The organism is Cohaesibacter intestini (assembly GCF_003324485.1).
In the GTDB taxonomy this organism is placed as follows: Bacteria; Pseudomonadota; Alphaproteobacteria; order Rhizobiales; family Cohaesibacteraceae; genus Cohaesibacter; species Cohaesibacter intestini.
This window is the reverse complement of record NZ_QODK01000002.1, coordinates 651,560-664,917: the sequence shown is the minus strand read 5'-3', so window position 1 is coordinate 664,917 and position 13,358 is coordinate 651,560. Positions and strand designations below refer to the sequence as shown.

Sequence of the window (13,358 nt, the reverse complement as noted above, 5' to 3'; positions counted from 1 at the left end):
AATATCCCCAAACGAGGCTTGGAAAATTGTCTGACAGTGCCATAATATGAAGAATCACTCATATTTTTAATTCGCATTCGATTGACCGCAATGATTGACTTATCTTTCTGACTTATATGACTAAAATTCACTTGATCATAAAGCACGAAGCCTCTCATTCATGTTCTACCGAGCACGGAGCACTCTGATGAACAGCAAGAAAACGCCATCTCAATCGTCCGTTCGCCGGCGCCCCAAACAGGAGCGAGCAAAAGTCATGGTGGAAGCGGTATTAGAGAGTACGCAGTTGCTGCTGGCAGACGTCGGATATGAAGCCACCAATACGACACGCATTGCCGAAAGAGCCGGAATGAGCATTGGGTCGCTGTATCAATATTTCTCCAATCGCGATGAGATCATCGAGGAGTTGCAGCGTCGACATCATCATGAGACGTCTGCCATCATGGAGAAGGCATTTGCAGAAGCGGAATCGTTGCCGCTTGACGATGCGATCCGCAGGCTGGTTCGGGCAACGGTTGACCTCCACCAAAATGAGCCTGAGTTGCATCGCGTCCTGACCGAAGTCGTGCCAGTATCGGTCAATGCGGAAAGCAGAGCCGCCATGTCCGAAAAGATCGACGCAGCACAACAAAGACTGTTTCAGCGTCTGGCCAGCGAGCTTCCTATTCGTAACATCACAGCCACTGCACTTGTCATCCGTGAGACGGTGGAGGGCAGCATCCACCGCGCTGTCCTCCATGGTCATTCTGGATATATAGACGTTGTCGCTGAAGAGGTGGTGCGAATGGTGATCTCGTATCTCAGAAGCCACCAGACAGCCTAAAGAAGTGTGGCAGCATCACACTGCCACACTTCTTCGACTAGAATTCAAGTGACATCTTGACGCCAAAGATCGGCGTGATGTCATAATCTTTGTCATAGACCTTTTTGCCGTTCTTGTCATTGAACTGCAGGTTCCCCCCCAGCGAGGCTCCAACGGAGGCTGCGATGGTTAGATTTTCCCGCGGGCTGTAGTTGGCTGTGAAGGCAATCGGCACATGGCTTTGTTTGCCTATGCCACCAGAAATAGGATGATTTTTGTTGAGCCGGAACTCCGTGCTTTCATATCCGGCTTCCACGCCAAACTTGAGGGCATCGCTCGCCTGATAGGACAATTGCAAGTTCGGGCCACGACTGACAACCGAACCCGCCCCTGTCGACAGGGACCAGTCGTCATGAAATTTCCAATCCAAAACCAGAAACGGGAAGAGGCTGATGTCGTCTTCGCTGCCTTCAAATGTGCTGAAGACACCGACGCCCGGCCCGATCAACAGGTTGGGTGACATTTGCCAGGCCACAGCGCCGATGGCGCCATACGTTATGCTGTCCTCGAATTCAGCACCTGACTGTCCCGAATAGGAGAGTTGAGGCGAGAAGAACAGACCGCCGCGCTCCATGAAAGGCATGTTGACGGGCAGGGAAAGGCTGAATTCATCAACATCAAGTTTACTCCGGCCAAGAACATTGGCATCGAAATCATAGTGGGTGCGTCCCAAACTGAATTCCGCTCCATATGATGTTCTTGGTTCGGGAGCCCATGTTAAAGCAGCATCCAGGCTGCCGCGATACCATTGCAGTTTGTTGCCCTTGCCCAGCTCCGATTTTCCGGATCCCATGACAGCCACGCTCGTGCTGAAGGAAAGCTTCGGGGCCCCTTCCTGGGCAATGGCCGTGGGTGCTGTCAGGCACAGGATGAACATTGACAGAGCCGTCTGAAGCGACTTTGAAAATTTGGACAAGTAAGCCTCCTAATCGATGGTCAAAGCCAGAAGATGGAGCCTTCTGCGCCAAGAATCCATTCGCGTTCTCTTGGTAATTCAAGCGAGTTTAACGGCTTAATTTCAATTGCTTAGCGGGGTAGTGAAGGAGATTTACTGTCTGTGTTCATGTTTGTGAGATCAGGCTTGACTTTTTCATGCTTACAAAAAAATGCAGGCCAGTCAGGGGACTGGCCTGCATTGTTGCATTTTCGTTCAATCTTCCGGACTGAAGCGGCCGAGGTTACACCTTGTTCCTTGCTTTCACTTCACTGAAAGGTCAGTTGGCGGCCCGGTTCCGGCGTCGGCTCATGAACTTCTGGGTCGGAGATTTGGCCAGACCGAGGACAACAACGCCCAACACCAGGATTGTGAATGTCATTGTCAGCGGTTTGTTGACAAAGATACTCCATGACCCTTGTCCAAGCATGATCGACTGGCGCAGATAGTTTTCTGCCAAGGGTGCCAGAACCAGAGCCAGAATGAACGGACCGGTTGGATAGTTGGCGCGTTTCATCAGATAGCCGATGGCACCGAAGACGATGGTTACCCAGACATCGAAGGTGCCATAGTTGATGGAGAAGGCCCCCACCAGACAGAAGGCGACGACGATGGCATTGAGGTGGTTCTGAATCAGCCGCAGGGCGTTCACAAAGACCGGGATCAGCAAGATGTTGGAGCCCAGCAGGAACAGGTTGGCAATCGTCAGGCCCGCGATGGTGCCCCACACGATGTCAGCCGACTGGATCATCAGCATCGGACCGGGGTTGAGACCAAACATGATCAGAGCGCCGAGCATGATGGCGGTGCCACCCGAGCCGGGAATACCAAGGGTCAGCAGAGGAATGAGGGAACCGGGAACCGCTGCATTGTTGGCCGCTTCGGGACTGGCCAATCCTTCGGACGCGCCTTTGCCGAACTTGTCCGGCTGTTTGGAGAGTTTCTTCTCGGTGATATAGGCGATGAAGGTGGCGATGGTGGCGCCTGCTCCGGGCAACACGCCGATGCCTGTGCCAATTACCGAGCCGCGTAGGGTTGGAAAGCTGATATGCTTGAGTTCTGCCAGATCGGGGATGAATTCGCTAAACTTGAATTTGGGTTTGCCCATATTCAATTTAACGCGTTCCTCGATATTGACCAACACTTCGCCAATACCAAACAGACCGATGATGACAGCAACAAAGTCCACCCCTTCGATCAGTTCTGGCACGACGGCGAAGCGCACATTGCCCGAGACATAGTCGCTGCCGATGGTGCTGAGCAAGACGCCGAAAAGGGTAGCCAGAAGGGCTTTGAGCGGATCGGACCCTGCCAGCACAATGATCATGCTAAGCCCAAGCAACATGAGCAGAAAATACTCTGGTGGCCCAAGGAAGATGGCATATTCAGCGATGATTGGTGCAAAGAAGATCAGCATCAACAGACCGAAAATGCCACCAACGAAAGAGGCAATCGCGGAGATGCCGAGCGCTTGCCCCCCCTTGCCCTTCAGCATCATCGGATAGCCTTCCATGGCCGTCACGATGGCGGGGGCATCGCCGGGGGTGTTGATGAGAATTGCCGTCAGACGCCCGCCATACATGGTGCCCATATAGACGCCGGTCAACAAGGAGAGGCCTGAAATCGGGTTCATTCCGAAGGTCAGAGGCATCATCAGGGCAATGCCCGCCGATGGCCCGAGGCCGGGCAGGGCCCCGACAAGGGTGCCAATCAAGCCTGCTACAAAAATCAGGAGCAGGTTTTCCGGCGTGGCGACCTGATTGAACGCCATCATCAGTTGAGATAACGAATCCAGCATGTGTTTCGTCCCGTGAATTGTTTGCTGCGGCTCAGAGCACCGGCAGGTTCAGCCAAATGGCAAAGATGACATAGATGGTGGCGGTCGTGGTGGCACCGACAAACAGTGAGGATGTGATCGGATGACGTGCGACGCGCCAGGACATCAGGACAATCATTGCAAAGATGGGAGCGAGCACAGAGCCCAGTGCCATGGCAGCGACTGCCAGAACAATGATAGCCGCGGTGATCAGTAGACCACTCACATTGGGAGAGCTGGCCTCCTGTTCCTGCCTGCCATCGGTCTCGGCCTTTTCCTGCCGGCTTTTGGCAAAGCTTCGCAAGGCCTGAATTGCGCAGCAGACAAAAATCAGGATACCAACATTCAGCGGGACGAAGCCGGGACCAAAGGAGAACTCGTCTGCATATTTGAGATCGAGCGATCCGAACGCAAGACTGGCGGCAAAAGCCGCCAGAATTGCCAGAAATGTGATTTCTGCAGTTTTCATGGTGCCCATCAGTTCTTTTTCAGAAGACCAAGATTGGACAGGTTGGTTTCATAGACGCCATTGGTTTTTTCCAGATAGGCAGCAAAGGCATCGGCATCCAGATAGCCGGGGATGATCCCGTTTGGCTTCAGATACTGTGTGGTCCATTCTGGAGTTTTTTGCAGTTTTTCAACCAGTTCGGAGAGATAGGCCTTGGCTTCTGCCGGGATGTTTTTGGCTGCAACCACACCGCGGAAGACGGATGCAACAACATCGTAGCCATTTTCCTTGAAGGTTGGAACTTCCGGGAACATTTCAGCACGCTCTTCGGTCGAAATGGCAATGGCGCGCATGCGATTGCTCTTGATGAACTCGGATACAGCACCCGGATTGATCATCGCAAAATCGACCTGACCGCCGAGCAGAGCACTTGCCACTTCTCCATCGCCCTGGAACGGGATGAAGTTGAGTTTCACGCCAAGCTCTTCGGAAACCATGATCGTGGCGATATGCTCGATCTGGCCACGGCCGCCGCCTGCAACATTGAGCACGCGACCGGACGTCTTGATGTCATCAAGGCTCTTGATCGGGGAGGAGGCGGGAACAACGAGCAAGGTTGGGTCGATACCCAGACGGGCAATCGGAGTGAAGTCCTTGTAGTTCAGACCAACATCGGCCGTCAGCGGGGTGGTGATGAAGGATGAGGTCGCTGCCATTAGATAGTGGCCGTCCCCTTCGTGGCTGCTCAGATAGCCAAGAGAGGTGGCGCCGCCGCCGCCGGGTTTGTTAACGACGTTGATGGATGCGTCGACAAGTTTGGTTTCCCGAATGACCTTGGCCATGGAACGCAACATGGTGTCATGTCCGCCGCCCGGACCATAGCCGGCAACAAACTCGATGCCGCGGGACGGGAAATCAGCGGCTTTGACAGGCAGAACTGCCGTGGCCACAAGTGCCGAGACAATCGCGGCCGTTTTAAGGGGTTTGAAAAACATCGATCAGGTTCCTCCCTATTGAATTTCGATGACTATCGTCTGGTTTGTCGTGAAAATCTCGGACATCATGCGATGAATTCGCAGCCGAGCTCTTTCAGGTTCTTGTCAATCCAGTCGCCATTATATTTGCCTTCAATGGTTGTCTGATATTGACGTTCTTCGCCTGCATGCTTTTTGTCAGCACGGTCGAGAATTTCTGCAGCGCTTTCCTTGGGTAGGCAAACAAGGCCATCCCAATCGCCGACGATGAGATCGCCGGGATTGACTGTCATATTGCCAATCGCGATCGGAAGCCCGATTTCGCCCGGGCCGTCCTTGTATGGGCCGCGGTGGCTGATGCCGCTCGAGAAAACGGGGACATCCTGTTTGCTGATGCTGTCGAGGTCGCGAATTGCGCCCCAGATGGCCACACCGGCAATCTTGGATACGACGCCGCGTGCAAGCATCAACTCGCCCATGATGGCATTGTCCAGCGCGCCACCGGCATCGACAACGATCACGTCGCCAGGCTGGGCCATGACAAGAGCCTTGTGCAGCATCAGATTGTCACCGGGACGGACACTCACCGTCAGGGCGGGACCTGCGAGAACGCCCTGACGATGCCGGGGACGCATGCTGGCAGGGGCCCCGGTATGGCGGTTCATGACGTCGCTGATGTTGGACACTGGCAGTTTGGCCGCGCGGGCAATCAGGGCCGGATCAACCCGCTCCCAACTTTCCTTGATTCTGAAACCTTCAGCCATGTTCTCTCCTATTCTTGCAGACCGCCGAGTGCGGCGGATGTTGCCAGAAAGGCGGGATCAATTTCCCGACCTTCAAAATGGTCAATGATGAAACGGGCTGCCATTGTTGCCATGTTGCGTTCTGCACCGGGGGTGAGGCCGGCAGCATGCGGCGTCGCGATCAGATTGGGAGCCTTGAAAAGCGTGGCATCGGCGGCAGGCGGTTCCTGCTCGAAACTGTCAATGCCAGCTCCTGCGATCACGCCATTTTCCAAGGCTTCGGCCAGCGCCTCTTCGTCGATCATGCCACCGCGTGCTGTGTTCACGATTAGGGCATGGGATGGCATCTTTTCCAGAAACGCGCGGTTGATGAGATGTTTGGTCGCGGGAACAAGCGGGCAATGCAGCGAGATGACATCGCTGTTGGTTGAGATGGTCTCGATATCGGCAACAACCGTCGCCCCTTCAGGGCCGGACGCGCCACCATCGGCGAGCAAAGCAGGATCGAAAACGGACACTTTCATGCCAAGCGCCATGGCCATCCCAGCCACTTCGCGACCGATTGCGCCACAGCCGATCAGGCCCAGTTTGGTGTCAGCGAAGTCCTTGCCGATGAAAGTGCCTTTGGGCCAATTGCCGCCCTTTGTGGCATCATCCAGATAGGGCAGGGATTTGCGCAGCGCGATGACAAGCGCGATGGCATGTTCGGCTACGGCGCGGGCGTTGGCACCGGCCGCTCTGTATACAGGGATTTTGTGTTTTTCGGCTGCGGCCAGATTGATGTTGTTCACGCCGCTGCCATGTTTGGCGATAACCTCGACTGCGCCAGAAGCCGTGATCACGGCATCCGTGATTTTGCCCTGAGAGACCATGATCGCGCAGACATTGTTGGCTTTGGCGGTTTCTACCACCTCTTCAGGCTTGGCGTAGGGCGGAGAAAACACGCATTCGAAGCCGTTTTCCTTGAGCAGGTCCACCGCCGAACTGTCAATTCGGTTTCGCGTGACCAATATTTTCTTTTGCATTTCAGAGCTCATCGCCGCTGTATCCATTTAATAACTCAATTGATTTTTTGGTATACAAAAATGGCGTTGAAGTCAAATACTAAATACATTTACAATCTGAGAGCGTCGGGCTATATCTAATATCCAACTGAAATTGTAGGAGATTTTTTCCCATGCGGATTCAGCAAGACATTGCGGACCTCCCTTTGAGCGATCAAGTGTATGCAAAAATGCGCGAATTGCTCAGAGATGGCGCCTTAAGCGCAGGCCAGCGTGTAAGCGAGGCTGATATCTGTGACCGGTTTCAGGTCAGCAGGACCCCCGCTCGGGAGGCCATTCGCCGCCTGCTGAATGAGGGATTTCTGTCGACTGTGGACAGTGGCCGGATTTTTGTCGCCGAGATTGATATCGAGCGGGCCGAAGAAATCTATGACATGCGTGAGGCGGTTGAGTGTCTTGCGGCCAAGCTCTCTGCGAAGAAGGCTACGACGGAAGATCTGATAGAATTGCGCGGTATTCTGGATGAACAGCGGCGTGGTGCCACCGATGAGACCGATTTTCTCGATATCAACGACCGATTCCATCGTTGTGTATACAGAATTGCCAGCAATCGCTATTTGCTGCGCAGCGCCGAGATTCTGCTGGTGTCCGCTGGCATGATCCGCGGCACCACGCAGGGGCGTTATGATTATAATACCTGGTCATTGCAGGATCATGAGGAGATCTATCAAGCGATCGAGGACGGCAACACGACGGCGGCCGAGGATGCTGCGCGCCGGCATATCCGCCGCGGACGCATGCAGCGTATTGGTCTTTTAAAGGCGATGTCATCGAGCTGACCGGCGCCGATACCGGTGCAGCTGCCCCCCAGAACGGACACAGCCGGGGCATCCCCAAAAGGAGACGTCCCGGCGGGTCTTGGACCCCATCACAAGGGGTGTTTCATCTCAGATCAGCGGGATACGGATCTCGGTGCGGTTGTCTTCCGGCTTGGTTTCGGCGGGATCAGTCAGATAGACTTCAATCGAGTTTTCATCGGTTGCTTCGCGGCCTGACTGAGGCAGCCACTGTCCGAACAGCCAATCATAGGCAGCCTGAAGCGTGTCGTAGGAGCCTTTGTGAACCGCCACCGCATAATCCCCGGCCGGAATGGTTTGCAGTTTGATCGGATCTGTCACCTTGGTGCCTTCTGGCACAGTGATGCAAACGTCACAGCGCAGTTTCTCGCTGTCAACGGAATGGGGATCGTCGTAACAGATCGACATTGCCATAGTGTCCTGTCTGAACAGTCCTTCTTGTGTCGCGGTTTTGCAAAGCGTTTCAAATGCTGTGCCACATTTGTTGTAGGGTCCAATGTGACGCAAACTGGCCGCGTGAATTGCTGGCAGTTTCTTGATTTCGACGTCAAACATCGTTCGTCTTCCTTCTGTTTTCATATAGTGGACAAGTGCACGGGCTTGCGTGTGCAGCATCCCCAAGCGGGCCGCTTTCAACGCCCGCGAGGTGATTGGCGACTTGCCCGTGCAACGATACTGGCTGGGGGTCATGCCGAAATGGGTCTTGAAGGCGCGTGAGAAACTCTCGCTATTTTCAAACCCGGCATCAAAGGCGAGGAGCGTGACGGGATGATCGCCGCAGATCAATTGCTCCGCTGCCACCTCCAGACGCCGTCGCCGGATATAGCCGCCGACGGTTTCTCCTGTCATGCCCTTGAAGATGCGATGGAAATGGAACGGGGAGAAATGCGCAATGCGGGCAAGGTCTGCAAGACTTGACGGGTCTGTCAGGTTGGAATCGATATGCTCCAAAACCCGCAGCAGCCGGGCTTCATAGTCATTCACACTGCTCGTTTTCATCTCGTTCCCTTCATCGACCTTAATTCCTCAATGGGAAGGCAGAGGCACCATGCCGTCTGGTCTTTGCCCTTGTTGTTCCTGCCAGTGTCCGCAGCCTAGTGGCTTTGTGGTCGCCTTACTTGACATCCCTTGCTGAATTTAAAAGAGGCGATGTTGAATGGTCTCAGACACCTGAAGGTCTTTTGCATCTTAGAGGGCGCGGCGACGGTGGTCGATCCGCCTCATCAACTGCTACAGATGTCTTGGTGAGGCACTTTCTCAATTTTGCGACTGGCTGCCGTGATATCATCAAGGGGCAGGATCGGGACGGCAGAAGGGTTGGGGCCAAATTCCAAGAAGCTGCAATTCTGACAATCTGAGCGTCCCTTGGCGAGACCCTAGAAAGGGAGGGCCGAGATATGCGCGGAAGTGGTAAAGTGAATGGGTTGTTCATGTCATGGACAATGCGTTTGATCGGTATGGCAATAGTCACAAGTGTTGCTTTGCTGTTGCTTGTGCCCACCAATTCCTCCCATGCTTCCGGTCTGCCGAATGATGCCCCCTTCGCTTATCGCTGGGCTGACAGTCGTGCCATCGGCTTGCCCGCATTCATTGCACGAGATGAGAATAAGCCGATTGGCTTTCGCCTTGCGATCCCGGACTTCTGGCAAGGCCAGTTGATGGAAGAAAGCAATGGCTATTCGCTTCTGTTTGTCGGAAAGGACACCAAAAGCGGCGAAGATCCACCGATCGGGATGCTTTTGGGGGTCTTTCTTGGCGCAAAGACCGATTATTCCGCTCTTGAAGCCATGACGGAGCCCTATCGCGATACGTCCATTGCCTCTCAGCGCCTGCTCTATCATTTCGAGGATGTGCAGGATGGCCATGCCTATGAGTTTTTTCACATCGAGTATCCGGACCAGAAAAGCGGCAAGCTGCTGCATGAGTTTGCTTTCTTTTTCGAGACAAAATACCTGATCTATCGCTTTGGCTTTCTAACTCAGGCAACGCAGTCGCAGCGCAATGAGCTTTTTGTCTGGTCCATTTTCAATTCGATCCGTTTTTATGACGACAAATTGGAATGACGGGAGGACACCATGTCATTTTGCAACCATTGCGGCACCCGGTTGCCCCCAGAGGCCAAATTCTGCCCTGCATGCGGCGGTGCGGTTGAGCTGTCCGAGGCAGCGCCTGAACAAAGGGAACCCGACGCACAGTCCCGCCGGGACGTCCAACCGGGACATGCTGTCATCCCATCGCTGGACTATGTCGGATTGGGGAAGCGGTTTGTTGCTCATCTGGTCGATCTGATCATCGTCTTCATCATCTTCTATGTCATTGGCATGCAGGTGGCCGGTGACATGGGTGGGGTCACACAAGAGGGTTTTTCTCTGGAAGGGACTCCAGCCCTTGTCACGATGGGACTGAGCTTTGTTGCTTCGCTTGGCTATTTCATGCTCACCGAGGGGCGCAATGGACAGTCATTTGGCAAGCTGGTGACGGGTATCAAGGTGGTGTCGAGCGATGGCTCGCCCTGTTCTATGCGTCAGGCGTTCATCCGCAATTTCCTGCGTCTCATTGATGGGCTGTTCTTCTATCTCGTCGGGGTCATTCTGATAGCAAGGTCCGATCGCAACCAGCGCCTTGGAGACCGGATCGCCGAGACAGTCGTTATCCGGAAAGCCAAGGTGGCAGCCAAAGGCTCCTATGTGTATCGCGCCGATGGCGCGCCAGAGGCTGAAACGGGAGAGGGCGACAAGGTCAAATTCCGATCCTCCTGGGGCATCAAAAAAGGCAGGGATGCGTGGGATCTGTGAAGGCACGAGGCTGTTGAAACGCCATTGAGCAAAGCGATAAAGCAGGGAGGGAACGACGTGACATATTCAACAAAAAGAAGGCTCTCGACCTTTTGTTTGTCCCTTGCCCTCCTGCTTTGTTTCGTTGGTATCAGCTTCAGTGCGAGGGCGCAGGAGACGGTGTCTTATCCGAGAAATTTTGATGCGGATTTTCTCAAGGGAAGCACGCAACTGGTCAATGGCAACCAAACGCATTGGTCAAAAGGGGACGCATTTCCCAATCAGACCTCCAAATCGTCGGGATGTGACAAGCTGTTTGTGCGCGGCGACCGCTTTCGGGTCCATTGCATCAGAACTGCCGCCTATCCGGACAAGGAGGGCGGCTATGTTCGATCCCAATGGGTTGAGGACGCCCGAGGCGTCATTCGCGACGGACAGCTTGAGGGCTGGTATGCGATGTCGGACCGGACATGGAGCGATGGTCGAAACAACATTCAGGATGGGCTGTATGGCAAAGGATCGGAAGCAGGCAGCGTTTCAGGATCACTTTCTGCCGATGGCGTCATCTCACTCTTGATGACCAAGCAGAGCGAGCGGCATATCCTCAATCAAATGAAAGTTGAGGAGGGATTTACATATTTGACCGGCAACTGGAAAAGCTATCAGGTCCATCCTGATGCAAGGCATTTGAGCTATAGGGCAACCTATCAGTTCGATCCTTCGATGGCTTCAAAGCCAGATCCGGCCATTACCGCAGAAACAATCCAGCAGGAAATGGAGCCGCCTCGACAAGAGCTGGTTGCCAATGATCAGCCGGATGGTGACGATCCCGACCGCAAGCCAGTGACGCTGTCTGGTGGCAATGGTACGATTGCCCTTGAAGATGCCTTGAAGCAACAGGGGATTGATGACGAGCAACACCCCCGCACAGATAGCCCGACGACAGAACCAATCGATCAGTTTGACGCTTGGCAACAGGATTTCAAGGATCGGGGCTGGCGGTATAGCGAAAAGGACGGAGTCGCCGAGTTCGAACCGCAAGAAGGCGCGCGGGATGAAAAGGGATGGGTCTATTCCGAAGAAAAGGGAGATTTTTTGCCTCCACCAGAAAGTGAGCGGGACATTGCTTCCATCGATGATCAAAATTCAGGAGATATGACTCAGACACGTCCCCCGAGGGATGGGGACCAAAATGAAAATGGTGAGGTTTGGAGCGATGAGGATGGCGGCTGGATCGGGCGCAACCTCTATCAGCAGGAAAAGGAGCGTCGCGCCACCATCAAGCGGTTGGATGATCAGTCCCATCGCGGGCAGAGCGACGATGTCAGGACACTCTATGACGCCTGGCAGACGTCGAAAAAGCAAGGCAAGTTGCAGCCGAAAGTGCTCAAGGAGGTGGCAGACAAGAAAAGGGCGCTTGATGGCCGGATTGAAACCCTGATCAGCGGAGAAACAGATCTCCATCGCATTCGCTTCCTCAGGGACATGCAGGATCACCTGAGCGATATTGATGCAACGGATAAGGATGGCGTGCTGGGCGACTGGAACAGGATCGTTGCCAAACAGGAGGAAGATGTCGCCTTCAAGGTTGACTATACCATGAAGCAGTTCATCGTTGAGACCGGAGCAATGACCCTCGACACGGTTCTGACCCGTGGTGCCGCAATGGCAACCCTGCACACCTATAATGCTGCTCTGAAAGAGGCTGGTAATCCCGAAGGCACCACAGGGTCTATTCTGTGGGAAGGGGCCAAGGAGGGAGCTTATCAGGGCACCGTTGGTTTCGTCCTCAACAAGTTGGCGGCTGGTGCCCTAACCAAAGCAAAGACTATGCGCGGGGCGGCCAAGACGGTCAAGGGGACCGCTGATGATGTCGCGGTGACCACAGGCAAGAGCAACTGGAACAGCGCATCAGATGCGATCCGCACAGAAACCCAGAAGAAGCTGCTGTCCAAGCTGCCAGCCAACCATCCGGCCCGCAAGATTGGCAATCTTAATGAGACGCTGGGCAAGGCTGGCGGCCAGTTTGATGCCCGCAAGATCACGCCCCATATGCGGCTTGATCCGACCAGTGAGACATACAAGGCTGGCATCGAAGCTCTGAAAAAGAATCCGCGCTATCTCACCGACAAGGCCAAAAAGGTGAGCGACGCTGTGCGTCACGATCTTGATCTTGCCGCCAGAGAGCAAGCCGTCAAACAGCTTTACAAGGATCGTCCTGATCTCAAGGGGCATTTGACGCATTTTGAAAATACCGGCAGTCATGCGCGCAAAGGCATGACCTATCGGGGCGGGGCGTCCGATATCGACTTTACCCCCAAAGGCACGGCCACCGCGCAAGGTAAGGAAGCGGAGACGCTCTTCTCGCGCTATTACGACAAGGCCGTCAACAAGGTTTCGGGTGGGAAGTTAACGACGCAGGATCTCAAGACCCATGCCTATGGGGGCGACAAGGGGACGGGTGCGTTCCAGTCCAAAACAGGGCTCAATGTCAAGGATGTGATGAACCAGACATCGGGCCGGATCGACAAGCTCGATCCGTCAGGCAAGATTACTCATAGCTTGCGCGGTGATGATGTGGTTGAGGTTGGTAAGCCGACACGTCTTTTTGAAAAGGGCACGACGCAAAGCCTTGCGAAGAAGGATGTGGTGCGGTTTCGAAAGGATCTGGCCAACAAGTTTCGTGAGGAGTTGCCGGAAATGGCGACCCAGCAGGAAAAGCTCATACAGGCGGCCAAGGGCTATAAGCTCAGTCGTGTCATTGAGTCCAAGGCAATCGGTGGCCGTTCTCTTGCTGCCAATCGGGCGCTCTATCAATGGTCCAAGCAAGTCAAGAACCGCATTCCGACGATGACGGATCGCCAAATGAAGGCGATGACGGAAAAATTCCTCAAGGGCATAGAGGAGGGGCAGTGAAGGTTGATCGTCGTTCTTTTCGATCCTGTC

At 54.3% G+C, this 13,358-nt stretch carries 12 protein-coding genes; 5 read left to right on the top strand and 7 right to left on the bottom strand.

Annotated features, from left to right (window positions below; genetic code table 11):
- The first annotated feature begins 187 nt into the window (after positions 1 to 187).
- Positions 188 to 823, top strand: coding sequence for a TetR/AcrR family transcriptional regulator (locus DSD30_RS08575; RefSeq protein WP_171021925.1), 636 nt, complete (start codon positions 188 to 190; stop codon positions 821 to 823).
- Between the two features lie 37 nt (positions 824 to 860).
- Here DSD30_RS08575 and DSD30_RS08570 read toward each other — a convergent pair whose 3' ends face one another.
- The 6 genes from DSD30_RS08570 to DSD30_RS08545 form a co-directional block, all read right to left on the bottom strand.
- Positions 861 to 1,778 (bottom strand): DUF6268 family outer membrane beta-barrel protein, encoded by a 918-nt coding sequence (locus DSD30_RS08570; protein ID WP_138147482.1) that lies wholly within the window; start codon positions 1,776 to 1,778, stop codon positions 861 to 863.
- 298 nt (positions 1,779 to 2,076) lie between these two features.
- Positions 2,077 to 3,594, bottom strand: coding sequence for a tripartite tricarboxylate transporter permease (locus DSD30_RS08565; RefSeq protein ID WP_245418408.1), 1,518 nt, complete (start codon positions 3,592 to 3,594; stop codon positions 2,077 to 2,079).
- 31 nt (positions 3,595 to 3,625) lie between these two features.
- Positions 3,626 to 4,081, bottom strand: a complete 456-nt coding sequence (locus DSD30_RS08560; RefSeq protein ID WP_157967619.1) for a tripartite tricarboxylate transporter TctB family protein — start codon at positions 4,079 to 4,081, stop codon at positions 3,626 to 3,628.
- An 8-nt stretch (positions 4,082 to 4,089) separates the two neighbouring features.
- Positions 4,090 to 5,055: a tripartite tricarboxylate transporter substrate binding protein gene (locus DSD30_RS08555; RefSeq protein WP_114009210.1), complete on the bottom strand. Its 966-nt coding sequence runs from the start codon at positions 5,053 to 5,055 to the stop codon at positions 4,090 to 4,092.
- Positions 5,056 to 5,120: 65 nt separating this feature from the next.
- Complete coding sequence (locus tag DSD30_RS08550) at positions 5,121 to 5,798, bottom strand: RraA family protein (protein ID WP_114009209.1); 678 nt, start codon at positions 5,796 to 5,798, stop codon at positions 5,121 to 5,123.
- 8 nt (positions 5,799 to 5,806) lie between these two features.
- Complete coding sequence (locus DSD30_RS08545) at positions 5,807 to 6,802, bottom strand: NAD(P)-dependent oxidoreductase (protein WP_157967618.1); 996 nt, start codon at positions 6,800 to 6,802, stop codon at positions 5,807 to 5,809.
- 185 nt (positions 6,803 to 6,987) lie between these two features.
- Here DSD30_RS08545 and DSD30_RS08540 point away from each other — a divergent pair, with 185 nt between their 5' ends.
- Positions 6,988 to 7,620, top strand: a complete 633-nt coding sequence (locus DSD30_RS08540) for a GntR family transcriptional regulator (protein WP_171021929.1) — start codon at positions 6,988 to 6,990, stop codon at positions 7,618 to 7,620.
- Positions 7,621 to 7,728: 108 nt separating this feature from the next.
- Here the strand turns inward: DSD30_RS08540 and DSD30_RS08535 are convergent, their stop codons facing one another.
- On the bottom strand, positions 7,729 to 8,637 hold the full coding sequence (locus tag DSD30_RS08535; RefSeq protein WP_114009206.1) for an AraC family transcriptional regulator: 909 nt from the start codon (positions 8,635 to 8,637) through the stop codon (positions 7,729 to 7,731).
- A gap of 398 nt (positions 8,638 to 9,035) precedes the next feature.
- Here DSD30_RS08535 and DSD30_RS08530 point away from each other — a divergent pair, with 398 nt between their 5' ends.
- From DSD30_RS08530 to DSD30_RS08520, 3 genes are all read left to right on the top strand, one after another.
- Positions 9,036 to 9,701, top strand: a complete 666-nt coding sequence (locus DSD30_RS08530; RefSeq protein ID WP_114009205.1) for a hypothetical protein — start codon at positions 9,036 to 9,038, stop codon at positions 9,699 to 9,701.
- Between the two features lie 12 nt (positions 9,702 to 9,713).
- Positions 9,714 to 10,433 carry an RDD family protein gene (locus DSD30_RS08525; protein WP_114009204.1) on the top strand — a complete coding sequence of 240 codons (720 nt, stop codon included), beginning with the start codon at positions 9,714 to 9,716 and terminating at the stop codon, positions 10,431 to 10,433.
- A gap of 159 nt (positions 10,434 to 10,592) precedes the next feature.
- Positions 10,593 to 13,328, top strand: a complete 2,736-nt coding sequence (locus DSD30_RS08520) for a hypothetical protein (RefSeq protein ID WP_157967617.1) — start codon at positions 10,593 to 10,595, stop codon at positions 13,326 to 13,328.
- The last annotated feature ends 30 nt before the right edge of the window (positions 13,329 to 13,358 follow it).

What these genes read in the sequence shown, in the direction of transcription:
- DSD30_RS08535 (WP_114009206.1), bottom strand. Translation starts at nt 8,637, where the DNA reads ATGAAAACGAGCAGTGTGAATGACTATGAAGCCCGGCTGCTGCGGGTT.
- DSD30_RS08550 (WP_114009209.1), bottom strand. Translation starts at nt 5,798, where the DNA reads ATGGCTGAAGGTTTCAGAATCAAGGAAAGTTGGGAGCGGGTTGATCCG.
- DSD30_RS08545 (WP_157967618.1), bottom strand. Translation starts at nt 6,802, where the DNA reads ATGCAAAAGAAAATATTGGTCACGCGAAACCGAATTGACAGTTCGGCG.
- DSD30_RS08575 (WP_171021925.1), top strand. Translation starts at nt 188, where the DNA reads ATGAACAGCAAGAAAACGCCATCTCAATCGTCCGTTCGCCGGCGCCCC.
- DSD30_RS08565 (WP_245418408.1), bottom strand. Translation starts at nt 3,594, where the DNA reads ATGCTGGATTCGTTATCTCAACTGATGATGGCGTTCAATCAGGTCGCC.
- DSD30_RS08560 (WP_157967619.1), bottom strand. Translation starts at nt 4,081, where the DNA reads ATGAAAACTGCAGAAATCACATTTCTGGCAATTCTGGCGGCTTTTGCC.
- DSD30_RS08525 (WP_114009204.1), top strand. Translation starts at nt 9,714, where the DNA reads ATGTCATTTTGCAACCATTGCGGCACCCGGTTGCCCCCAGAGGCCAAA.
- DSD30_RS08530 (WP_114009205.1), top strand. Translation starts at nt 9,036, where the DNA reads ATGCGCGGAAGTGGTAAAGTGAATGGGTTGTTCATGTCATGGACAATG.
- DSD30_RS08555 (WP_114009210.1), bottom strand. Translation starts at nt 5,055, where the DNA reads ATGTTTTTCAAACCCCTTAAAACGGCCGCGATTGTCTCGGCACTTGTG.